Here is a 22755-nt window from a genome sequence, read left to right as displayed (position 1 = left end):
GCATTTTTTTTGGTCGACGTGCAGCCAGAAGGAGGACCTCGTGAGCCAAGCACTCTTGCCAACCTACGCCCGCGCTGACCTCGCCTTCGAAAGAGGTGAGGGCCCTTACCTGTACACGGCCGATGGACGACGATTTCTCGACTTTGCTGCAGGTATCGCCGTAAACGCGTTGGGACACAGCCATCCACATCTGGTCGACGCGCTGACAAAGCAGGGCGCCAAGCTGTGGCATGTTTCCAATCTTTATCAGATTCCTGATGGTGAGCGCCTGGCCGAACGGCTGGTAGCCGACAGTTTTGCCGATCGCGTGTTCTTTTCGAACTCCGGGGCCGAAGCGATGGAGGGGGCGCTGAAGCTTGCTCGCAAATACCATCACGCCAAAGGACATCCGGAACGCTATCGGGTGATTGCCTGTAACAACGCCTTTCACGGCCGGACAATGACCACGCTTTCTGCGGCCGGCAATGCGAAGTATCTGGAAGGTTTTGGTCCGGAGCCCGAAGGCTTTGATCATGTTGCTTTTGGCAATATGAATGAACTGCGCGCAGCGATTACGCCGGAAACGGCTGCGATCCTGGTTGAGCCGGTTCAGGGCGAAGGCGGGATCCGTCCTGCGTCGCCGGAATACCTACGCGCCCTGCGGGAAGTCTGCGACGAGTTCGGCCTCCTGCTGATCTTTGATGAGATTCAGTGCGGTATGGGCCGGACCGGAAAGCTCTTTGCCCACGAGTGGGCCGGGATCACACCGGATGTCATGGCATTGGCCAAGGGCATTGGCGGCGGTTTCCCGCTTGGGGCTTTCCTGGCGACCGAAGAGGCTGCCTCGGGGATGAAAGCCGGATCTCATGGCAGCACCTACGGCGGCAACCCGCTGGCTATGGCCATCGGTAACGCCGTATTGGATGTCATGCTGGACGAAGGTTTCCTTAAGCACGTTGAAGCTATCGGGAAGCTTCTCAAAGCGAAGCTGGAGAAGCTCGTTGCCGCCAATCCGCATGTCTTTGAAGAAGTTCGCGGCACGGGACTTATTCTTGGCCTGAAGGCAGTTCCCACCAACGGTGAACTCATTGCTGCTTTGCGGGATCGTGGACTTTTGACGGTCGGTGCAGCGGAAAACGTGATTCGTATCCTGCCGCCGCTGATTATTGAGGAAGAGCAGGTCGATGAGGCTCTGACTGCTCTCGAGCAGGTCTGTGCCGATTGGCCTAAGACGGCTTTGGGCGGTGTCGCATGACATCGTCCTCGAAATCCGATCTCAATCACTTTCTTGATCTCGACAGCTTCAGCGGTGAGGAGCTACATGGCATCCTCGACATCGGAAAGTCTCTAAAGCAGGGTGAAATTCTTGGTGGGGAGAGCAAGCCGCTCGCCGGCAAGATGCTTGCGATGATCTTTGAGAAACCGTCGACCCGAACCCGTGTTTCCTTTGAGGTTGGCATGCGTCAACTCGGTGGCGATGCTGTGGTTCTGGAACCCAGCGGCACTCAGCTTGGCAGGGGTGAGACCGTAGCCGATACAGCGCGTGTTCTCTCGCGTTATGTCGACGCCATCATGATCCGTACCACCAGGGAGGATATCCTTCTGGAGATGGCGGAGTACGCGACGGTCCCTGTGATCAACGGGCTGACAGACCGGACACATCCCTGTCAGCTCATGGCAGACGTCATGACCTTCGAGGAACACCGTGGCGCCATCAAGGACAAGGTCATTACCTGGTCCGGCGATGGCAACAACATGGCCACTTCCTGGATCCATGCGGCGACCCGCTTTGGATTTGAACTCCGGCTGGCCTGTCCGGATATCCTGTCTCCGCCCGAAGACGTTCTTGAATGGGCGGCGCGCGAGGGTGGGCGGATCGTTGTGACGCCGGATGTGGAGGCCGCGGTCCAGGGCGCGGACTGCGTGGTTACCGATACCTGGGTCTCCATGGGGGACGATGACGGGACGACTCGGCACAATGTTCTGCGCGGCTATCAGGTTGACGACCGCTTGATGGCACTCGCGAAGCCGGACGCGGTTTTCATGCATTGTCTGCCCGCACATCGCGGCGACGAAGTGACCGCATCGGTAATCGATGGGCCACAGTCGGTGATCTGGGACGAAGCCGAGAACCGACTGCACGCTCAAAAAGGGATTCTCTACTGGTGCCTGGCGAAATAACTTCAGATAGAGGTGCCGGCCCCTCCGATAGTCCGATTCTCGACGATTTGGTTCAGCCCTTCATCCTTGAGACATCGGGCATTCGTGGCCGTCTGGTTAAGCTGGGCGATAGCTTGGAGACCATACTCGGGCGGCACGATTATCCCGACGCCGTGGCGGCAACGCTTGGTGAATTGCTCCTGCTTGCTGGTCTTCTCTCCAGTATGCTCAAGTACAGCGGGGTCTTCACGTTGCAGGTCAAGGGGGAAGGCGCCATCAACATCATGGTGGCGGACGTCACTTCTGAAGGTGATCTGCGCGGCTATGCCGGATTTGATCAAGATAAGCTGTCTGCTGTCATGGCCTCTCGGGACGTGGATTCCGGGCGTTTCACCGTCCCCGAACTCCTTGGTAAAGGCTATCTGGCCTTTACCGTCGATCAGGGGTCTGCGAGTGAGCGTTATCAAGGCATCGTCGATTTGGATGGCGACAGTCTATCCGATTGTCTGTTGCATTATTTCCGGCAATCGGAACAGCTCCAGACTGGCCTGATGATCGCTGTGCAAAAGGTCGGCGGGCGATGGCGCGGCGGCGGGCTTGGTTTGCAACGCCTGCCGGACGAAGCCAAGACTAGCGGGCAGAACGATGATTTGCGTGAAGAAGACTGGCGCCGCTCCATGATACTGCAAGCCAGCTGCACGGAAGATGAGCTCCTCGACATCGACCTGCCAGCCAACGACTTATTGTTCCGCCTGTTCCACGAGGAAGGCGTTCGTGTGTTTGAACGCCGGGCTGTCATGTTCGGTTGCCGCTGTTCACGCAGTCGTCTTGAGGCCGTCTTGAGTCAGATGCCGCGCGAAGAGGTGGAGACGTTAAAGGTTGACGGTGAGGTCGTTGCGACCTGTGAATTTTGCAACACCGACTATCGCTATGACGACACAGCGCTGGACCGATTGTATAAGTAGTCGGAATTCCGCCGGTCTTTATGTATCTGGTTCAAGTCTCTGATCGTTCGAAGCAAGAACGCCCGTACTGCAGCTGTTTTTTGAACACAATTTACTGCTATAAGTCTGATCAGGGTGTGACCGTTCTTGACCGGAACAATCAGGGATGCGAGCCGCTCTCTCTTTTATTGAAAAAGGGACTGATTCCCGGTTTGTTTTGATTCAGAATGGACCGACCAAGTTCAAGACGATTGCTTTCGAGAGGATTGGGGAAAATGCACCTCGCTTTGCGCGGTACGGCTCGTGTGGCCGTGATGGTACTGTTCGGTCTGGTTCTTGCTGCCTGTGAGACGCCGCCTTCACAGAACAACTTCGCGGAAATCACATTCCGTCACTTGCCCGAGATCAAGCTGAACGTCAGTGAGATCGTTTACGAGTCCGAGTACGAGGCCCCAAAGACCGCTCCGAATGTCGATCATATTTTTCCGGTGGCGCCGGCTCAGGCAGCTGAGCGCTGGGCAGCGGATCGCCTGCGCGCCGTGGGGCCCGATAACAAGGCGTTTTTCATCCTGAAAGACGCATCGGTGACAGAAGAGCAGCTTGAGACCAAAGGCGGTCTGACTGGCGCTTTCACGACTGAGCAGACGGAGCGTTATCTGGCACGTATGGTCGTTGAGATGAAGATCGTCGACAACTTCGGCAACACGCTCGCGAATCTGAATGCAAGGGCTGAACGCTCGACCACAACACCGGAAGACCTGTCTCTGCGTGAACGCGAGGAAGTTTGGTTCAAGCTGACTGAAGACATCATGCGCGATATCGATCAGCAACTCGACCCAACGATCCGGCGCGTGTTTTTCCCCTACATGACACTTTGAGTTCCTGGATGGTGGCGATCACGCGCTCGCTGCCCAATCGGCGAGCTTGTTCAGGAAGGACTCGCAGAGTTCGACCTGTGAGAGATCGATGAATTCGTTTGGTTGATGTGCCTGATCGATCGAGCCGGGTCCGCACATGACGGTCGAGATGCCGATCTCCTGGAACAGTCCGCCTTCGGTTGCGAATGAAACCACCTCACTGGCGTTCAGACCGGTCAACAGGCGCACAAGCTGTTCGGCTGCCCCTTCTTCTTCTGGCATCAATGCTGGCACGCTTGAGCGCAGTTCGGTGGAAATCTCAGCCTCCGGTGCGAACTCCCGCAGTTTCGGTAAGACGGTTTCTGCGACAAAGCCCTGGTAGCTGGCAAGAATGGCTGCAGGGTCGTCGCCGGGTAATGTCCGGTGTTCCCACTGGAAGTTACAGTTCTGTGCAATGATGTTTTGCGCGGTACCGCCTTCGATCACCCCGACATTGAAGGTTGTATAGGGTGGTTCGTAGCCTGATTCCGGCATGGCGTTGGCACGTTTTTCTTCGGCCATTTTGCGGATGAAATCAATTAGCATAGCTGCCGCGATGATTGCGTTGCCGCCGCGATGCGGTTGGCTGGAGTGTGCCGCCTGACCGGTGATGCGGGTTTCGTAGACCGCGATCCCCTTATGACCGTTGACGATGCGCATAGAGGTTGGTTCGCCGATGATCACCATGGCAGGGCGGGGCAGATTCGCAGCCAGATCGGCGATCAGGCTCCGAACGCCGAGGCAGCCGACCTCCTCGTCATAGGAAAGCGCAAGGTGGATCGGTTTTTTCAGCGGCCTGGCGAGGAATTCCGGGACCAGCGCGAGCGCCGCCGCGCTGAAAGATTTCATATCCGACGTGCCGCGACCGTAAAGCCGCCCATCCTGTTCAACGACCGTGAAGGGGTCGCTTGCCCAGTTTTGCCCGGTGACGGGAACCACATCGGTATGGCCGGAGAGTACAATTCCACCTTCGATCTCGGGGCCGATGGTTGCGAAGAGATTTGCCTTCGTCCCCTCAGCATTGGCGGTGCGCCGGGTCGGAACATCATAGCCGTGCAGATAGTCTTCGACGAAGTCGATCAGCGCCAAGTTCGACAGAGCGGAGGTGGTGTCGAATCCGATCAGCCGGTCGATCATTTCGCGCGTCGTGAACGTCTGTCTTGCCATGATGTAACCTATTTCAATGGATTTGGGTGCCTATCCGCGCCAGAACGCGGGGGTGAGGAGGACCAGAACTGTAAAGAGTTCGAGCCGGCCGAGCAGCATGCCGGCGCTCATAAGCCACTTTGCACCATCCGGAAGGGGCGCGAAGGTGCCCGAAGGCCCGATGGTTTCGCCAAAGCCGGGACCTACGTTGGCGAGTGCGGTCGCAGCACCGGAAAGCGCTGTGATGTAGTCGAGGCCGAACATGCCAAGACCAATGGCCAGTAACGCGAAGCTGACGGCGAAGAGAAAGAAGAAGCCCATCACGGATTCCGAGACGCCTTCGGAAATCGGCTTTCTGTTGTAATAGGGAAAGAAGATACCGTGAGGCTGCATCAGGCGATGCAGCTGGGTTTTCGCGGTGGCGTAGAGTACCTGAAAGCGGAAGATCTTGATGCCGCAAGTGGTTGAGCCGGCGCAGCCGCCGACGCACATCAGCATAAAGAAAAGAATCACGACGAAGCCGCCCCACTGGCCAAAGTCCGCAGTTGAATAGCCGGTTCCGGTGATAATCGAAATGACGTTGAATGTGCTGTATCGTAGGGCGGCCGGTATATCCATGATCTCATGGGATACTACCCAGGCAGCGGTCGCCAGAATCGCAAGAACGACCAACGCAATTAGACCACGCACCTGGCTGTCGTTGATCAGGGAACGGAAATTCCCACGTACTGCCCGCAGATAGAGCACGAAGGGCAGGCTGCCCAAAATCATGAAGAGACTGATCGACCAGTCGACGGCGCTGCTGTCGAACTGCCCGACTGAGGCGTCATAGGTCGAAAAGCCGCCAGTTGCGATCGAGGTCATGGCATGGGCGATGGCATCGAAGCCGGAGAGGCCCAGACTCCAGAGCAGAATCGCGGCGAAGACGGTCAGCGACACATAGACGATGGAGATCTCAGCCGCAATCTGGGCGGCTTTCGGCAGGACCTTGTCGGTATCAAAGGCCTCGACGCGGAACATCTGCATACCACCGACCTGCAGGATCGGCAGGATCGCGACTGCCATGACGATGATACCAATGCCGCCGAGCCACTGAAGAATGGCTCGCCAAAGGAGAATACCGGGTGGCGCATTGTCGAGGCCGACGATTACTGTCGAGCCGGTGGTTGTAACGCCGGACATGGATTCGAAAAAGGCGTCGGTGAAGCTCAACTCGAGCTCACTGAAAGCGAAAGGCAGCGCACCGACTGTAGCGATCATTAGCCAGGAAAGATTGGTCATCATGAAGGCCTGGCGCAGGGTGAAGGTCAACCAGCCGGAACGGGTTGTCAGAACCATGCAGACGCTGAGAAACAGGGCAATGGCCGACGAGGCTGCGAAAACCTGCCAGTCAGAGTGGCCGGCGGCAGCGTCGACGACTGCAGGGATCATCATCGCCACTGAAAGAATTGACATCAGGATACCGGCAACAAAAACGACCGGGCGCAGCTCCATCACGCTGAGGCTCCGCGCTGCGTTTTCGATGTGGCCAAGGGTTCCCGGCAAGAAGGCGTGCCGGGCGCCGCCGGGCGCACCGTGTACCGAGTTATCTTATCGTCGCGTTCTGTCATCAGTTATATTTTGCCGCTGAACCCGCTCTATTAGGCGCAGTTGAGGCCTGGAACTCAAGTGTTTCAGGTTGAACCTGCCTGCTTTCAGGAAGACCTGGTCTGTGGCGAGCCGACCAGCGCCAGAAATTCCCGGCGGGTCGAGGCGTTACTGCGAAACAAACCGAGCATGCGGCTGGTAACCATCGTGACACCGGATTTATTGACGCCCCGAGTCGTCATGCACTGGTGAGACGCTTCGATAACCACGGCGACGCCCTTGGGTTTCAGCACGTCGTTGATCGTATTTGCGACCTGCGCGGTCATTTTTTCCTGAATCTGCAGACGGCGAGCATAGGCTTCGACCACCCGTGCCAGCTTGCTGATGCCTACGACCCGGTTATCGGGCATGTAGGCGACGTGTGCACGGCCGATGATTGGGGCCATGTGATGTTCGCAGTGTGAGACAAAGTTGATATCGCGCAACAAAACGATCTCGTCATAGCCTTCGACTTCTTCGAAAGTCCTCTGAAGCACTTCGTCGGGATCAACGTCGTATCCGCCGAAAAACTCATTATAGGAGCGCACCACGCGGTCCGGTGTGCCAAGCAAACCCTCGCGCTTTGGGTCGTCGCCGGCCCAACGCAACAGGGTTTCCACAGCGCGCAGTGCCTCTTCGCGCGTCGGTTTTTCCTGGCTGCCGTGCTCCGGTATTGATGAAGCGTCTGAGGAAGGATCTGTGTTCACGCTCGAAACTCCATGTTACTGCGGCCCAATTTCGCCTTGTTTCGGCAATGATCTGGACGAGGATCCGCAGCAGGCAAGGGGGTGTAGGGTCATTTTGCCGGGTCTAGCGGCGGTTCGATGCTGTTCCGGTGTCAGTTCAACTGCACGGGTTGGTGCGGACTATCGAGCGAGAAGGCCGGGACTTCGACGTCAAAACGTTCGCCATTCGGGCATTCCATCTCGTAGGAGCCGACCATGATGCCTGATGGGGTCGAAAGCGGTGTGCCGCTGGCATATTCATAGGATTCGCCGGGACTGAGCTGTGGCTGTTCGCCAACAACGCCGGCCCCCCGAACTTCCTGAACCCGGCCCAGCGAATCGGTAATCCGCCAATAGCGGTTGAGGAGTTGGACGATCTCGTTGCCGGTATTTTCGATGTGGACCTGATAAGCCCATACGAAATGGCTATCGGAAGGAGATGACTGTTCTTCCAGATAGACCGGTTTGACCGTAACGCGGATACCGCGCGTCGTCGCGGAATACATGGCCCGTGGAACTCCTTGCCTGACTACTGCCGCCGCGCAGACCCTCGTGGCCTCGCCCGCTTGCGGCCATGAGGCCATTCAGAGCCTGATTACATCACTTCGGCTCGAGATGAAGTGTGAAACAGTCTCTACTCTAACTAGTTGAAGAGAGAACCACCTTTTTGATCGTTTCGATCAGGAAAGGCCCTGCTCTCTTTCTCGGGCGGACCTTAGTATATCGCGACTAGCGATCAAGCAAAATAAGAACGGCGCCGCTTGCGCGACGCCGTTCCCTTGGATCAGCCGGGGATGACCCCGGTTAAGTACGCTTCAGGTTACTGGATAATAACCTCGACGCGACGGTTGGCCTGTTCGCGTACACCGTCAGCAGTCGGAACTGCAGATTCGGCTTCACCGCGACCGCCGACCGAGACAGCGTCCGAAGCCACACCACGCTCTATCAGAGCCGCACGAACCGCGTCCGCACGCTTGAGAGAAAGATCGATGTTGTAATCTTCGGCGCCGGCGCGGTCTGCGTGACCGGTAACGGCAAATTCGGCGTCATCCAAAGCGCTTGCTGCTGCAACGGCCTCGTCGAGCTTCTGGAAGTCACCGCCCCGAACACTGGAGCTGTCGAAATCAAACAGAAGGACGAAAGGCTTAGGCGCTTCTACCGGAGCTGGCGCAGGTGCAGGTGCTGGCGCAGGTGCCGGCGCAGGCTTGTCTTCCAGAGCTTCGATCGCTGCGTAGAACTCGTCGCGGCAGGCTGCGATGTGATCAGGCTGATGGTTCTCTTCCTGTTGTTCGATCCAACAGTCGAAACGACCCTGTGCATGCGCCGCTTTCATGGGCTTGTTCTCGCGTCCGCCCCCATCGAGGGCAGCCATGAGTCTGGCACGGGCATCTGTCAACTCGCCAACCTTATCGGCCGGTAGGTGCCATGCGCTGATTTCTTCAGGCAGTACAGTCTCGCCGCCCGAGGCGCGAAGGCCTTTCTGGGCAAAATAACCAGCATCCTGCCAGTCATACATTTCATCGGCTTCGAACAGAGTGATCTGCCGATATTCGTCGGTCAGCGCCTGGGTAAAAGGCGTGCCGCCGCTCGCAGTGGCGTTGCGCATGTTCTCGATGTCGTAGCCAACACCGAATCCAGCACAGCCGCTTAAAAGGGTCAAAGCGGCGAGAGCGCCGAGTAATTTAGTGGGGAACATATTCACACTCTCCTTGACGGCGGCTCAATATGGCGCGCCGAATATAATAACGATGTAATTCTGATCCGGATCCAAGTGGCTTTGCAATACGTGTTGTTACTGACTTGATACTGGTGAGACCGCAGTTTAGTTGTAGCGATTCCTGCTGTCAAAACTGTTTGACGGCAAATATCCACGCCGACTCTGATCCTATCGCGTTACAGTGATCGATTTTTTTATTATCCCGACTTCGGCGCGATCATTTGTGGACATTTCATGATTTTTTTGCGGCGTAATAGGTGCGGCGAAATTGTCAACCATAGCGGGTTTGACTTCAAGAACCTTTTCTCCCGCTGCGGCTGCATCTTCGGGATCGTGGGTCACCAGTAAAGTCGGCAATCCCTCGGAGCGCGCATGATCGAAGACGAACCGGCGCACCCGCTCGCGCAGATGCACGTCAAGCTTCGAAAAGGGCTCATCCAGCAGCAATGCTCGCGGTTCGGATAGAAGTGTGCGCATCAGCGCGACCCTGGCGCGCTGCCCGCCGGACAATGTTGCCGGGTCTCTCCGTTCAAATCCTTCCAGGTCCGCTTCGATGAGAGCCTGGCCGATGCGCTCTTGGCGTTCCTGTCGACAGGTGATTCGCTGAGGCAGGCCAAAGGCGAGGTTTTCGCCTACCGACAGATGTGGAAACAACAGATCGTCCTGGAAAAGAATACCGGCCCGCCGACGTTCGGGCGGGAGGTTGGTCATATCCTGTTCATTGATGAAAATTTTTCCCGCCGTGTCGAAGATCGGGTCCAATGTGCCGCAGACAAAGGCAAGGATACTGGACTTTCCCGATCCGCTCGGCCCCATGAGGGTCACGATCTCACCGCCGGTAACTTCCAGATCAAGCGGTGCAATGAGGGGGCGGCCACCGATTCCAAGCGTCACGTTGCGCAAGGCCAAGCGGCCCTGTGTCCTGCCTTGTCCGGACGATTGATTCACGCGATTCCCCTCAAGCCGCGCCGATGGCGATAAAGAAGTGCCGGTATGCCGATTGCCAAACCGAATGCGATCATCGGCAAGGTCGCCTGCAACAGAGCAAAAACCCCGACAACACGGCGATTGGCACCGGCCGCCAAACTGACAGCTTCGGTTGTCAGAGTGACATATCGGCCACCACCTGCAAATAGAGTTGGCAGATACTGGGCGACACTCACCGCGAATCCGATCGCCATGGCATAGAGGATTGGCCTCAGCAGCATGGGAACCTTGACCCGCCAGAAGGTCCGGTTGGGCGATGCACCGAGGCAAAGTGCACTTCTCACGTAGCGTTCGTCGAGATTGCGGTAGGAGTCGGAAAGTGAGAGGAACACGTAGGGCAGCACGAATAGAAGATGGGTCCAGACTAAGGCCCACCAGGTGCCGTCGATGTTCAATTGCACCGCCAGAACCTGGGTGCCGAAGAGGAAGCCGATCTGCGGCACCAGCAGGGGCGCGTAGAGCAGCCAAAGACCGCGCGTTGTTGTTTGCACGCTTTGCCGGCGCTCGTTCTCCAGGCAGGCGACAACGAGAATCGTCGCGATTGCCGCGGATGCCAGCCCGATCGACAGTGTGTTCAGGCCGGCCTGCAGGATCGATCCGCCCTGACGCATCCAGCTGTCCAGGGAAATGGCGCTTGGCAACACATCCGGGTAACGCCAGCGTCGCGTGAAGGACCAAAGCGCCATCCCTAGGATGCTGAGCGCCCCTAATCCGCAGACCATTGTGGCCGTGAAGCCGAAGATGGATGCAAGGGTATCACCGCCGCCGCCCCGCCGCCCGTCGATCAACCAGGGTCTTGCAAGTCTGGCGACCAGGATTTCGAGCAGCCGCCAACCGCCGATGGCGGCCGCGACAATGCCGAACTGCAGGCTTGCACAGGCCGCAGCTACGAAGCGCATGCTCAAATCGGGGTCGTTAAACCAGCGCAGAACCAGCACCGCCAGCGGTGGCGGAGTGGTCGGAGCCAGGATCATGGCCATGTCGACGACGGACAGTGAAAAGGCGAGAACGGCATATACCGGCAGACGGATCTGCGGATAGATTGCCGGGAGCACGGTCTTAATCCATGCGGTGACCGGACCGTACCCAAGCGATCGGGCAATTGCCAGTCGGCGATCGGCGTGGGTCTGGTGCACGGCTGCAAGCGTCATGAGAAAGAGGAACGGCAACTCCTTGACCACCAATCCGGCGGTTAGGGCGAATCCGTAAGGATCTTGCACGCTGGCGATGTCCGGAGGCGTCGTCCAACCGGTCGCCCAGGGCGAAAACAGACGCACGAACCATCCGCTGGGAGCAATCAGAAACGCAAGACCGATTGCGATGGCCACATGTGGCACCGCCAGGAGCGGGGTAATGAAGCGACGGAGAGCACGAAAGGATTTTCGCTCGTTGCAGGACGCCACGAACCCGATGACCAGAACCAGCGACAGGACGGTTGATAGAAGACCGCAGGTCAACGTCAGGCGGAGCGCCGAGCCAAGGCCGGGGTAAGCGAAGAGTTCGTGCCAACCGGCGAGGCTGAATTCCTCTCCGCCCAAGGCTGGGAAAATTCCAACTGCCGGCAACCAGGTTCCGATCAATCCTGCGCAGACCGGGGCCAGAAACAACACCATGGTGAAGATGGGCGCAAAGCGAAGGACCTCAATCCGCTGAAATTTGCTCACAACTCATTCACCCGGATACTGAAGCGCAAGTCACGGTGCCGCAGGGCAAACCTGCGCGCCGATCCAGCGCTCACTTTCGAGGCACTTTCGCTGATCATTGCTCCAGAGTGCGGTCATTCCCGTCTGAAACAAGCACGAACGTAATTCGCCCTCTAGCGACTGTAGCGTTTTTGCCATTCTGCCTCGATCCGGGTCATCCAGGCGGGATGTGGCTCCAAAAGGGTGGCGCCCAGTTCTTCCGGAGGCAATGTGGCCGCGCCACGGGGCAGATCGTCGAAGCGCCGGCGGTCTTCGTTCGAAAGCTTTGCCATTGCCAGCACCGTGTCGTCGCCCCAGACGGATTCATTCTGCTTTTCGGCCTGTGCCTCCGGGCTCATCAGGAAGTTGGCAACAACCATCGCGGCTTCCTTTCCGGACGCGTTGAAGGGAATGGCCACAAAGTGCGTGTTCCCGATCGTGCCTTCCTCAAGCACGAAGACACGCGCGCTGCCCGGCAGCAGGTCGGTTGCGATCAGCGACGATGCCTCCGATGGGTAAAAGGAGATGTGAATATCGACTTCGCCGTCATCGAGAAGCTGCCGCTGGGCTGGCCCGTTGGCCGGAAACAGCTCGCCCTTGCGCCAGAGATGCGGATGCAGGTTGTCGAGATACTCCCACAGTGGTGCGGTGACTGCCGTGAAGCGCTCTTCGCTGACAAAAGGCTTCTGCAGTTCGTCACGATCCTCAGTCAGCTCAATCAAAACTTGTTTGAGGAAAGTCGAACCGATGAAGTCAGGTGGGGTTGGGTAGGTGAATCGGCCCGGGTTGGCCTCAGCCCAGGTTAGAAAATCCGGCACTGAGCGCGGGGTGGTTTTTACACGGGCGCTGTCGTAGATAAAGTTGATCTTGGCCATGCCCCAGGGCGCTTCCAGGCCTTCGACCGGGACTGTGAAGTCTACACGCGTGCTTGGCTTGTGCTCGAAATCGACGGCGGCAAAACTGGGAAGCTGCTCGGTGAAGGGGCCATGCAGCAATCCATTTTCCTTCATGGCGGCGAAGTTTTCACCGTTAATCCAGATAAGGTCGATCGAGCCGCCAGAGGTCCTTCCTGCGGCTTTCTCTGCCAGAACGCGGGACACCGCATCGGCTGTATCCGCAAGTTTAACATGATTCAGGCTGATCCCGTATTCGTCCCAGACACGCTTGCCGACCCAGGCGATGTAGGCGTTGATGCGCTCGTCTCCACCCCAGGCATTCCAATAGACGTTTTGACCACGGGCTGCGGCAAGGGTCTCGTCCCAGGTCGGGTTTTGAGATTGAGTTTGCGCCAGGGCTTGGGATTGAGCGGCGCTTGCGACAACAATCAAGCAGGCCAGTCCAATAAAAATCTGGCGAATTCGGGTGTAAATGGTGCGCATCATTATTTCTTTTCTTCGGCTTCGGATACCCTTGAGCGAGCCGCAACCTAACGCGCATATCCATCAATGTCAGTAATTGCAAATCGCGTTCACGCGGCTTTTACCTTTCGTGCGGTGAATCAAGGCTGTCACGCGGGAGGCAGGCTTGGCGGCAGCGCCATTGCATCGCCTTTGTCCATCGCTTATACAAAATGCCTGTCGCGGGCGTAGCTCAATGGTAGAGCAGAAGCTTCCCAAGCTTACGACGAGGGTTCGATTCCCTTCGCCCGCTCCATTCTTCCAGTGACCAATCAAAATTCTTTGGGAAACGGCCTGCTGTCCGTTAAGTTTTGCTGCCGGTCGGCCGGCGTTCTCCAAGATCACAGCATTTCGTGGCTTTACAGGCAGAGAATGCGCCTTTGGTTATGCGATCCCGTATCGGACGAAGGTAGAGCCTTCCTTGTCGCAGCAAAGGTTGTGAGGGATTTTGATGTGTTCACGACAAAAGCGGCGGGGAAGTAAGAGAGTGCGGTTTTCTTGATCTTTTCATCTGTTTCGCCTTTGGCTCGGATCTGGATCGTCCTCTTCAGTGCCATGACTTTCAGTGTCGCGCAGTTTCATCGTGCGGCCGGCGGGATCATATCGCCGGTTCTGACTGAAGAACTTGAGCTGACGCCGACAGCGCTGGGTGGCGTAATCGGCGCGATGTTTATTGCCACGGTGATTATGCAGGTGCCGGCGGGCATTGCGTTGGATCGCTACGGCGTTCGACGGGTCGTTCCGCTATCTCTTGCCGTGTCTGGATTTGGCAGCCTGCTTTTTTCCCAGGCCGACGACGTCCAGTGGCTCCTGGCCGCGCGCATCATGTTGGGTGTTGGATTTGCGTCCCTCACGGCCGGGGCTTATCTCCTTTTTACCAGATGGTATCCTCAGGACAGATTCGCCACACTGTCAGGCCTAATGGTTGCGATCGGCGGGATTGGCGGATTGACGGGGACTTATCCGCTTGCCGAAGCCATCGGACTTTTCGGTTGGCGCGCAAATTTCGCCGCTGTGGGCCTGCTCATCTTGGCAGTGTCTCTGCTCGGGTATCTAACGATCCGGGATGCACCGCCCGAGTATCGCGAAAGCCAGGCCCGCCCCAGTTCGATCAAGGAAACCCTGTACGGTTACCGTGAGATCTTCGGTAATCGGGATTTTTACAAGATCTTGGCCCTGGGTCTGGTCACCTTTGCGCCCATTACGGCTATCGCTGGACTCTGGGGTGGTCCTTACTTTCAGGAGATACACGGCCTCACACGAACTCAAACCGGTATGATCCTTTTCGCCCTTTTTCTGTCGACCAGTGTTGCGGGACTGGTTGTGGGTCCGTTGGACCGCCGTTTCGGAACGCGTAAAGGTGTGATTCTCGGCTGCGCCTGCCTGTCGTTCTGCAGCCTCTCTCTGCTTGCGATCTGGCCACAGGTTCCACTTGTTGCGGCAATCGCCTGTTTGGTCCTCATGACGTTCTGCCAGCAGTTCTACCTGCCTCTGGCCGCACATAATCGGTCACTTTTTGGGGATCATTTCGTCGGCCGGGCCTCGACCTTACTGACTCTGGTTTCGGTGGCCGGCATTCCGCTGATGCAAAGCGGCTTCGGCATCGTGCTGGAGATCAGTAATCGCAATGGATTGTCGAATGAACAGGGATATCGTCTGGGCTTTGCATCGATCGCCGCCGCTTTGTTGTTGGCGTCTTTGATCTACGCCACGGCCAAGGACATGAAGCCGCTGAAAAGCGATCGTTCTTGATCGAAGCGATTTAGAAATTCACCCGCCCTCCAAAGTGTCATAGCAGAGACTGGCTCATATTTTTTATTGAGGCAGTGAAAATTGTCGGACTCCGGGGACGCGGGTTGGCGAGCAAACAAGTGCCGAATAAGTAACGCGCGAGATATATGAAGTTAGGCGGATGGCGTTCACTGTCCAACAACAAGTCATCACAGAGACATGCTTCTGTGATCGCGCAGTGATTAATGGATGTCAAATAAATGACATTCTGTGACATAAAAGAAACAATGTAAAAAACGATTGAATGTCACTTTACCGACTCAAATATCCGATTCATAACGATGGTGTATTGTTATGGAGGTTACTGAAATGTTTGAAGTGAAGCGATTTGCGCCAATCCTTGCGGTGTTTGCTTTGGGTGCAGCGGTTGCTGCTTGCGATGATCCCTCGCAGCAACAGCAGAGTGAAGTACCGGCTCTTGAGCAGGTGCCTGACGCCCAATCGTCCCAGGATCCGGCGGTTCCCAAGGAGTAGGGAGCCCGTCATCGGGGTCAGATCAAACTGCCTCTAATTGGAAACAATTGAGGTGGAGAGTTTGATCGAGAGTCTGATTGCTTTTCGCTGTTAAAGCGAAAAGCGCGAACCGGGCTCTGTCATGATGAGTTGAAGGGTGTTCATCCTCTTGATCGCTTCGATCAAGAACGATCGCGCTTCAGCGGGAAAGACCTATCTGAGCGAATTGACGGCGGCCCTTTCGGGGCCGCCGTCTTTCGGTTTCTGCCGCCCGCCCGATCCGGACGCACTTCGTGGATCGGTGGACGCAGAGGGAAACTTGATCAGGTTTGAGGCGAGTGCTCAGGCGGCGTTGGCTGCCGACCTTCGGTCGTTTGCCGCTACACCAGGCAGCACATCCATAACGTCCTGGATAAACTGGCTGCGGGCAATCACAGACCATTCCGAATCGTAAGCGCAGTACCAACCGTGGTCTTTTCCGAACGCGCAGAGGAGATATTCGTCGTCCTGGTCCAGGATAGCGACGACAACCTCGCCGTTGTCGATTTCGACCGGAACGCAGGATCCGGCCAAACGGTCGTCCACCAAAGTGTTGCCCGCCTCGACGAGCACGTTGATATCGGCCTTGGTAAACGCGAGATGTCCGATAGGCAGTATCGACACGTATTTCATCCTCAATTGCCGTTGTTCAGCTCGAACAGTCTCGCAGCAGTTTATGACCAAGACGTAAACGAACTGACGGTTATATCCGGCACTAGTCTTGAGTGAATATGGTTAACCAACATTCCGGTCTAGTGGCAAAAGGTGCCAAAAGTCAAGTGCTTGCGTATAAATCTGAAAAAATCAAGCCGTGCCCGCAGGATCTGGAATCCGTTCGGCGATATGTCCGCGGACCAGGATGAGGCTGTCGCTCGACGCTGTGAATTCGGGGACGAAGCTCTTCGCCGGAAAGGCGTGGAAGTCACCTGGGCCAAGTGAGTTCTCACCGATCGAGAGCCGGCCCTCCAGAATGTAAACTTCTTCAATGCCGCCCCGGCGCTGGGGTTGTATCCGGCCGCCCGGGATCATTCGCAGCAGATAACTCTGCCGGTTAAAACTATCGTCGCGGTTCAGGAGTTTTTTGTAGACCCGTGGTGCCAAGGCTTCCCATTCGCCTTCTTCCGCGCGCAGTACAAGTGGATTTTCGCGGGTCGCCTTATCTGCAGGGGCCTGCGATTCAGTAGATTCTGCAGATTCTGCCTTCACCGATTGAGGTTGCGTCGGTTCGACCCACTGTTCGGCCTCAGGTTCGGCCTCTGATTTTTCCGCTTCAGGACCAGTCTCGGACGCCCTTAGTCCGGTTTGGGGTTCACTGCGAACAGCTTCGACAATTGGAGGTGAGGCAGCTTCTTCCAGATTGTTGACCGGCACCGCAACGTCAGTAGCGGCAGTTTTCCCGTTTTCCTGGTCGCCGCCTGCACCTTGTATGGAAGGTTGTCGCGCTGTTTTCAAATCGCTCTGCGCTTTGGGCTGGCATGCGACGCCCGTGCGTTCAACGCCCAGGCGGCGCTCCCAATCTTTAACGGCTTCACGCAATGCCGGATTATTGGTCAGTTCGTCCTTGAACTGCAGCAGCATGGCCCGGTTCAGCGTTCCGAGCACGAACTCCGCAGCCATCATCTGTACTTCTTTGTGGTTCATCGAACCTGAGTCGAACCTTGCGCAAAAAGAGAACCGAAGCTTGCCGTGGTGAGTCCTCGCCGACCCAGGTTGTGAAAGGCGTAGAACCTACCTTTCACAGCAAGCTCTGAACACTAACCGCTTCCCCCAAAAGGTTCCAGACCAAGCTGATCAATCCAGTGCTGGGGCGGCGCGACTCCAGGCGGAGAGATAAAGCGATCTGGCTGGGTGGACAAAAGACTCGAGAGTCAGGTTGGTTCGAAGATTACAACGCGATTAACGCGCTTGATCCCCTTCGGACTCTCGGTCATGCAGTCATTTGGCCCTCTAAAGCTGGCAAAACAGACGTTTGGTCAACCGAATTCCTGGAGTCGCAGAGGGCGCTGGGGCATATAGAGCGCGATCGTTCTTGATTGAAGTAATCAAGGACGTGAATCGCACTCTAAATTAATCAGGCTGTGGCTGATTCACGTTTCGCTCGGGGGAGGAGTGAAGCGATCGAACTCAAGGGGCGCCGTCATGAGAACGGCGAAAAAATGGGACGCCAATCTAAGGCGAATAGATGAAAAGACAGGAGTGCAGGCATGCCGGGAGCACAGGGTAAAAGCGGTCATAAGGGTTTTCGGAAGCTCCTGGTTGCAAACCGAAGTGAGATTGCGATTCGCGTGCTGCGTGCCGCCAGTGAACTGGGCATTCGCACTGTTGCCGTCTATTCCCACGAAGACCGCTTCGCTCTGCATCGTTTCAAGTCGGACGAGAGCTATTTGATCGGTAAGGGTCGTGAGCCTGTTCAGGCCTACCTCGCAATCGACGAAATTCTTCGGGTTGCCAAGGAAGCCAAAGTCGATGCCATTCACCCCGGCTACGGCTTTTTGTCTGAGAACCCTGACTTTGCCGACGCCTGCCGTCGTGCCGGTATTACCTTTATCGGTCCGTCGCCGGACGTGATGCGCAGCTTCGGCAGTAAAGTCGAGGCCCGTCAGATGGCCGAAGCTGCCGGCGTACCGGTCATGCCGGCGACCGGTCCGCTGCCCAACGACAAAGCCGAAATCGCGGCCTTGGCCGAGAAGGTCGGTTATCCCGTGATGCTGAAAGCCAGTTGGGGCGGTGGCGGCCGCGGCATGCGGATCATCGAAACCGCGGATGAGCTCTTCGAACAGGTCGCAGCCGGCCAACGCGAAGCCAGGGCTGCTTTTGGCCGGGACGAAGTGTTCCTCGAGAAACTTGTACGACGGGCGCGTCATGTTGAAGTTCAGGTGCTGGGCGACCTGCACGGCAACATCGTGCACCTCTACGAGCGCGACTGCACCATGCAGCGACGCAATCAAAAGGTCGTCGAGCGTGCTCCGGCCCCCTACTTCGACGAGGCGCAACGTCAAAAACTCTGTCAGTCCGCGGTAAAGCTGGCCCGTGCAGCGGGCTACCAGAACGCTGGGACGGTCGAATTCCTCTACGATGTGGACAGCGCCGAGACTTACTTTATCGAGGTAAACCCACGGATCCAGGTCGAGCATACCGTGACCGAAGAGGTTACCGGCGTCGATCTGGTCAAGGCACAGATCCGCATCGCTCAGGGTGCGAAGATTGGTGCGCCGGAGAGCGGTGTTCCGTCACAGGAAGACATTCAGCTCAACGGTCACGCCCTACAGTGCCGGGTCACGACCGAGGATCCACAGAACAACTTTATCCCCGACTATGGGCGCATCACCAACTATCGCGGTGCCAACGGCTTCGGCATTCGCCTGGACGGCGGCACAGCCTATTCCGGCGCATTGATCACGCCGTTTTACGATTCGCTGCTGGAAAAGGTGACAGCCTGGGCGCCGACGCCTGAAGAAACCGTCAATCGCATGGACCGGGCTCTGCGCGAGTTCCGGATTCGCGGTGTGGCGACCAACCTGTTCTTTCTGGAAACCCTGATCGGCCACTCGAGTTTTGTTGCCGGAGACTATACGACGCGGTTCATCGATCAGACGCCGGAGCTCTTCGAAGTACATCCTCGCCGCGATCGGGCGACCCGTCTGCTTTCGTTCATAGGCGATGTCCTGATCAACGGCAATCCCGAGGTTGAGGGGCGCCCGCTGCCCGGGCCTATGCCAGAGCCTCAGCTTCCTGCAACCAAGATCCTCGTCACCACCACGTCGGACGTCGATGAAGTGCCCAAAGGCAGTCGCGATCTGCTCGATGAGCTTGGCGCCGAGGGCCTGTCCAAATGGATGCTGGAGCAGAAACAGCTGTTGGTTACAGATACGACCTTCCGGGACGCCCATCAGTCGCTCTTCGCGACACGTATGCGCAGCCATGACATGCTGGCGATCGCCGAGCACTATTCACGTTCCCTGCCGCAGCTCTTTTCGCTCGAATGCTGGGGTGGCGCGACATTCGATGTTGCCATGCGCTTCTTGAAGGAGGATCCCTGGGAGCGTCTGTCCGAACTGCGCGAACGAATTCCAAACATCCTGTTCCAGATGCTGCTGCGCGGTTCCAACGGTGTTGGCTACAAGAACTACCCTGACAATGTGGTGCGCTTTTTCGTACAGCAGTCTGCCGACGCAGGTGTCGATATCTTCCGGGTCTTCGATTCTCTGAACTGGGTCGAGAACATGCGTGTCGCAATGGATGCTGTGATCGAAACCGGCAAGATCTGCGAGGCCGCGATCTGTTATACTGGCGACATAACCGATCCGAGCCGGACCAAATACGACCTCAAATACTATATCGATATGGCGAAGCAGCTCGAAGCGGCCGGCGCTCACGTCATTTCGGTCAAAGACATGGCGGGTCTTTGCAAACCGGTTGCTGCGCGTGAGCTGATCGGCGCACTGAAGCAAGAGGTCGGCTTGCCGATCCATTTCCACACGCACGATACCAGTGGTATTGCCGGTGCTTCGGTTCTTGCGGCTGCAGAAGCCGGTGTGGATGCTGCCGATGCTGCAATGGATTCCATGAGCGGCCTGACCTCACAGCCCAACCTGGGTTCGATCGTCGAGGCCCTGAGCGGTCAGCCGCGGGATCCGGGCCTGGATCGGGTGGCTCTGCGTTCGACCGCGAACTACTGGGACGGCGTCCGGCGTTATTACCAGGCCTTTGAGAGCGATATGCGCTCCGGCTCGGCGGGTGTATTCGAGCATGGCATGCCCGGCGGTCAGTATACCAACCTGCGTCAGCAGGCGCGCTCAATGGGTCTTGAAGCCCACTGGCCCGAAGTCGCCGCAGCCTACACTGCGGTCAATGAAATGTTCGGCGACATCGTCAAAGTTACGCCCTCTTCGAAGGTGGTCGGCGACATGGCGCTGTTCATGGTAACCAACGATCTGACCCCCGCCGAGGTCCAGGATCCCAACCACGATGTCGCCTTCCCCGAGTCCGTAATCGAGATGTTCCGCGGCGACCTGGGGCAGCCGCCGGGTGGCTTTCCCAAGGCGCTGCAGGACAAGATCCTTAAGGGCGAGACGCCGATCACCGTGCGTCCGGGCTCCGTGGTGCCGGAATTGGACCTGGAGCAGGAACGCGCCGAGATCGAGCGAAAGCTGCGCCGCAAGGTCGGCGACCGGGATCTGGCTTCTTATCTGATGTATCCGAGCGTCTTTGAGGAATACGCCAAGCACCGCCGCAGCTTCGGTAACGTCGCAATCCTCCCGACCCCCGCCTTTTTCTACGGCCTGGAACATGGCGAGGAGATTGGTGTCGATATCGAACGCGGCAAAACCCTGATCATCCGCTATCAGGCCACCAGCGATGCCAATGATGACGGTGAACGTACGGTCTTTTTCGAGCTCAACGGCCAGCCACGTACGGTCAAGGTTACCGACAGACAGCTCGCCGCCAACGCACGTACGCACCGTAAGGCCGACGAAAACGACCCCGGCCAGATCGGCGCGCCCATGCCCGGCCTGATCGTTTCTGTCTCTGCCTCACCGGGCAATGCCGTCGAACAGGGCGACCGCCTCTTCACCATCGAAGCCATGAAGATGGAGACGGCGGTTTACGCGGAGGTGAGCGGTAAAGTGATTGAGGTCGTCGCTCCGGCGGGCACTCGCGTAGAGCCGCATGATCTGGTGGTGGTGATCGAGGCGGGGTGAGGGCTGTGCTGAACTTTATGCGCAGCTCATTCCCATTCATTCAATCACATGCGTGCCGCCTGATACCCGTACGCTCTCTCCTTTAGTCGGGCTAATCTTGACCATTAGTGCAGAGGGCGCACCCATGTCCTGACCCTGCAGGATCTCGATGGTGCCGCCGTCCTTGAGCCAGCCGATATCGCGCAGATAGCCGCCGAAAGCGGCGGCTGCCGCCCCGGTAGCCGGATCTTCGTAGACGCCGCCGACCGCAAAGGGGTTGCGGGCATGGAAGCGGCTGTCGTTTTCGGCCCAGATCAGGCTGATGGTGGTCAGGCCGGCGTCGGCCATGATGGCTTTGACCTCATCGAAGGGATAACTCATCCCGGCGAGAGTTGCCCGGCTGGCCAGGCCGATGACCAGGTGGGAGGCACCGGCGTTGGCGATACGCAGAGGCAGGCGTGGGTCCAAGTCATCCTGGTTGAGACCGAAAGCGGCGAGAACCGGTTTGGTCAGGTCTTCGGGCGCGGATTTGGACCAGGTTTCGGGCGACTGCAGGGCTGCGCCCCAACCGTTGCTGCCGGTTTGCTCCGCGTCGACGGTGATGTTGGCATCATTGAGCTCCAGCGCGTAGGTGCCGGCCCCAAAGCGCGCACCCAATGCCGCGCCGCTTGCGATGGTGGCGTGACCGCAGAAGGGCACCTCGGTTTCCGGCGCGAAGTAGCGAACGCGCCAACCCTTGTCGGTCTGGGTGAGGAAAGCGGTTTCCGAATAGCCCACCTCGGCAGCGGTCTTCAGCATCTCCGCTTCGGTCGGCATGGTCTCTACGAAGGCGACGCCGGCCGGGTTGCCGCCATTGCCATGTTCCGAAAAGGCTGAAATCCGTAGCAGGTCCATTGCTCTGTTCCTTTGAATCTGAAGTGCGAAAGGCCATCGGGACATCCGAGGCCGCTGTTGTCTTCAGATTTATGGTGAGTCGGACGAGTAAAAAAGTTAAACTTGGTAACGAATTGGATTAGCAGTACTAACCTAATAGGATATGTCGTTCACGCGCTGAAATCACCGGTTCACTCGCCGCCGATCAATCCGAAAAACCCAACAATCTCAGCGATGCGCCCATCTTCCGCGAGCCTGCCGAAATCGATACTTTCTGGCAGTTGTTTCCCTTCGCCCAGCTGCATAGTCCAGGTGAAGCGAAAGCAATCGTGGTGAACATCCACGGCGCTAAGGCGCATGACTTGACCGCCCGGAAAGCGCGTCAGGGTTTCGCCAATGAGATTGTTGAGTGCGGCGCGTCCTACCGCTTCAGCAGTCGGATCGCAATAGCGCCCGTCCTTATGCCAGACGACCTCCAGGAGGGAAGCTCGTGCCGCCGAGTCGGGTTCCCGCCAGACCGCGCAGTAGCGGTCAATCAACGCTGAAAGGTCAGTGTCATTCATATTTTAACTCTTCGTTAATTAATAGTTTTGCTACTGGTTAAGCACATTGGAAAACAACCAAAAAACCGCGATACATCAATCTTTCTGCCGCCTTTT

General features: G+C 57.4%; 19 protein-coding genes and 1 tRNA gene. 8 read left to right on the top strand and 12 right to left on the bottom strand.

What is annotated here, in order from left to right; genetic code table 11:
* Window positions 1–40: 40 nt before the first annotated feature.
* The 4 genes from QMZ18_RS00625 (at window position 41) to QMZ18_RS00610 (ending at window position 3961) form a co-directional block, all read left to right on the top strand.
* Complete coding sequence (locus tag QMZ18_RS00625) at window positions 41–1234, top strand: aspartate aminotransferase family protein (protein WP_282604289.1); 1194 nt, start codon at window positions 41–43, stop codon at window positions 1232–1234.
* Window positions 1231–2160, top strand: a complete 930-nt coding sequence (gene argF, locus QMZ18_RS00620; RefSeq protein WP_282604288.1) for an ornithine carbamoyltransferase — start codon at window positions 1231–1233, stop codon at window positions 2158–2160. Before QMZ18_RS00625 ends, argF begins: the two co-directional genes overlap by 4 nt.
* Window positions 2145–3104, top strand: coding sequence for an Hsp33 family molecular chaperone HslO (locus QMZ18_RS00615; RefSeq protein WP_282604287.1), 960 nt, complete (start codon window positions 2145–2147; stop codon window positions 3102–3104). The genes argF and QMZ18_RS00615 overlap by 16 nt, the downstream gene beginning before the upstream one ends.
* Window positions 3105–3358: 254 nt before the next feature.
* Window positions 3359–3961 carry a hypothetical protein gene (locus QMZ18_RS00610; RefSeq protein ID WP_282604286.1) on the top strand — a complete coding sequence of 201 codons (603 nt, stop codon included), beginning with the start codon at window positions 3359–3361 and terminating at the stop codon, window positions 3959–3961.
* 18 nt (window positions 3962–3979) lie between these two features.
* Here QMZ18_RS00610 and argE read toward each other — a convergent pair whose 3' ends face one another.
* The 8 genes from argE to QMZ18_RS00570 all read right to left on the bottom strand — a co-directional run bounded on the left by argE (window position 3980) and on the right by QMZ18_RS00570 (window position 13244).
* Window positions 3980–5146 carry an acetylornithine deacetylase gene (gene argE, locus QMZ18_RS00605; RefSeq protein ID WP_282604285.1) on the bottom strand — a complete coding sequence of 389 codons (1167 nt, stop codon included), beginning with the start codon at window positions 5144–5146 and terminating at the stop codon, window positions 3980–3982.
* 30 nt (window positions 5147–5176) lie between these two features.
* Window positions 5177–6619: a TrkH family potassium uptake protein gene (locus QMZ18_RS00600; RefSeq protein ID WP_282605570.1), complete on the bottom strand. Its 1443-nt coding sequence runs from the start codon at window positions 6617–6619 to the stop codon at window positions 5177–5179.
* Window positions 6620–6819: 200 nt separating this feature from the next.
* A complete protein-coding gene (gene folE / locus QMZ18_RS00595; protein WP_322097108.1) occupies window positions 6820–7458 on the bottom strand; it encodes a GTP cyclohydrolase I FolE in 639 nt (212 codons plus the stop codon).
* A 131-nt stretch (window positions 7459–7589) separates the two neighbouring features.
* Complete coding sequence (gene apaG, locus QMZ18_RS00590) at window positions 7590–7982, bottom strand: Co2+/Mg2+ efflux protein ApaG (RefSeq protein WP_282604284.1); 393 nt, start codon at window positions 7980–7982, stop codon at window positions 7590–7592.
* A gap of 314 nt (window positions 7983–8296) precedes the next feature.
* Entirely contained in the window at window positions 8297–9172 is an 876-nt protein-coding gene (locus QMZ18_RS00585; protein WP_282604283.1) for an OmpA family protein, read from the bottom strand.
* Between the two features lie 189 nt (window positions 9173–9361).
* The gene (locus tag QMZ18_RS00580; protein WP_282604282.1) at window positions 9362–10141 is read right to left on the bottom strand and encodes an ATP-binding cassette domain-containing protein; all 780 of its coding nucleotides are present in this window, start codon (window positions 10139–10141) and stop codon (window positions 9362–9364) included.
* A complete protein-coding gene (locus QMZ18_RS00575; protein ID WP_282604281.1) occupies window positions 10138–11844 on the bottom strand; it encodes an ABC transporter permease in 1707 nt (568 codons plus the stop codon). Before QMZ18_RS00575 ends, QMZ18_RS00580 begins: the two co-directional genes overlap by 4 nt.
* Window positions 11845–11996: 152 nt before the next feature.
* The gene (locus tag QMZ18_RS00570) at window positions 11997–13244 is read right to left on the bottom strand and encodes an ABC transporter substrate-binding protein (RefSeq protein ID WP_282604280.1); all 1248 of its coding nucleotides are present in this window, start codon (window positions 13242–13244) and stop codon (window positions 11997–11999) included.
* Between the two features lie 197 nt (window positions 13245–13441).
* Here QMZ18_RS00570 and QMZ18_RS00565 point away from each other — a divergent pair.
* The 3 genes from QMZ18_RS00565 to QMZ18_RS00555 all read left to right on the top strand — a co-directional run bounded on the left by QMZ18_RS00565 (window position 13442) and on the right by QMZ18_RS00555 (window position 15524).
* Window positions 13442–13515: transfer RNA gene (locus QMZ18_RS00565), tRNA-Gly, on the top strand.
* A gap of 242 nt (window positions 13516–13757) precedes the next feature.
* Window positions 13758–15011: an MFS transporter gene (locus QMZ18_RS00560; RefSeq protein ID WP_282604279.1), complete on the top strand. Its 1254-nt coding sequence runs from the start codon at window positions 13758–13760 to the stop codon at window positions 15009–15011.
* A gap of 348 nt (window positions 15012–15359) precedes the next feature.
* Complete coding sequence (locus QMZ18_RS00555) at window positions 15360–15524, top strand: hypothetical protein (protein WP_282604278.1); 165 nt, start codon at window positions 15360–15362, stop codon at window positions 15522–15524.
* 321 nt (window positions 15525–15845) lie between these two features.
* Here QMZ18_RS00555 and QMZ18_RS00550 read toward each other — a convergent pair whose 3' ends face one another.
* The gene (locus QMZ18_RS00550) at window positions 15846–16166 is read right to left on the bottom strand and encodes a hypothetical protein (RefSeq protein ID WP_282604277.1); all 321 of its coding nucleotides are present in this window, start codon (window positions 16164–16166) and stop codon (window positions 15846–15848) included.
* A gap of 180 nt (window positions 16167–16346) precedes the next feature.
* Window positions 16347–17162: a hypothetical protein gene (locus tag QMZ18_RS00545; RefSeq protein WP_282604276.1), complete on the bottom strand. Its 816-nt coding sequence runs from the start codon at window positions 17160–17162 to the stop codon at window positions 16347–16349.
* 584 nt (window positions 17163–17746) lie between these two features.
* On the opposite strand from QMZ18_RS00545, the gene QMZ18_RS00540 reads away from it, so the two are divergent.
* On the top strand, window positions 17747–21244 hold the full coding sequence (locus tag QMZ18_RS00540; RefSeq protein WP_282604275.1) for a pyruvate carboxylase: 3498 nt from the start codon (window positions 17747–17749) through the stop codon (window positions 21242–21244).
* 36 nt (window positions 21245–21280) lie between these two features.
* On the opposite strand, the gene QMZ18_RS00535 is transcribed toward QMZ18_RS00540, so the two are convergent.
* Together QMZ18_RS00535 and QMZ18_RS00530 are read right to left on the bottom strand one after the other, a co-directional pair.
* Window positions 21281–22117 (bottom strand): PhzF family phenazine biosynthesis protein, encoded by an 837-nt coding sequence (locus QMZ18_RS00535; protein WP_282604274.1) that lies wholly within the window; start codon window positions 22115–22117, stop codon window positions 21281–21283.
* Window positions 22118–22287: 170 nt separating this feature from the next.
* Window positions 22288–22659 (bottom strand): nuclear transport factor 2 family protein, encoded by a 372-nt coding sequence (locus tag QMZ18_RS00530; protein ID WP_282604273.1) that lies wholly within the window; start codon window positions 22657–22659, stop codon window positions 22288–22290.
* Between the last annotated feature and the right edge of the window lie 96 nt (window positions 22660–22755).

Source organism: Pelagibius sp. Alg239-R121 (assembly GCF_947331435.1).
Classification (GTDB): domain Bacteria; phylum Pseudomonadota; class Alphaproteobacteria; order Kiloniellales; family Kiloniellaceae; genus Denitrobaculum.
This window is presented reverse-complemented; position numbering and strand designations above follow the sequence as displayed.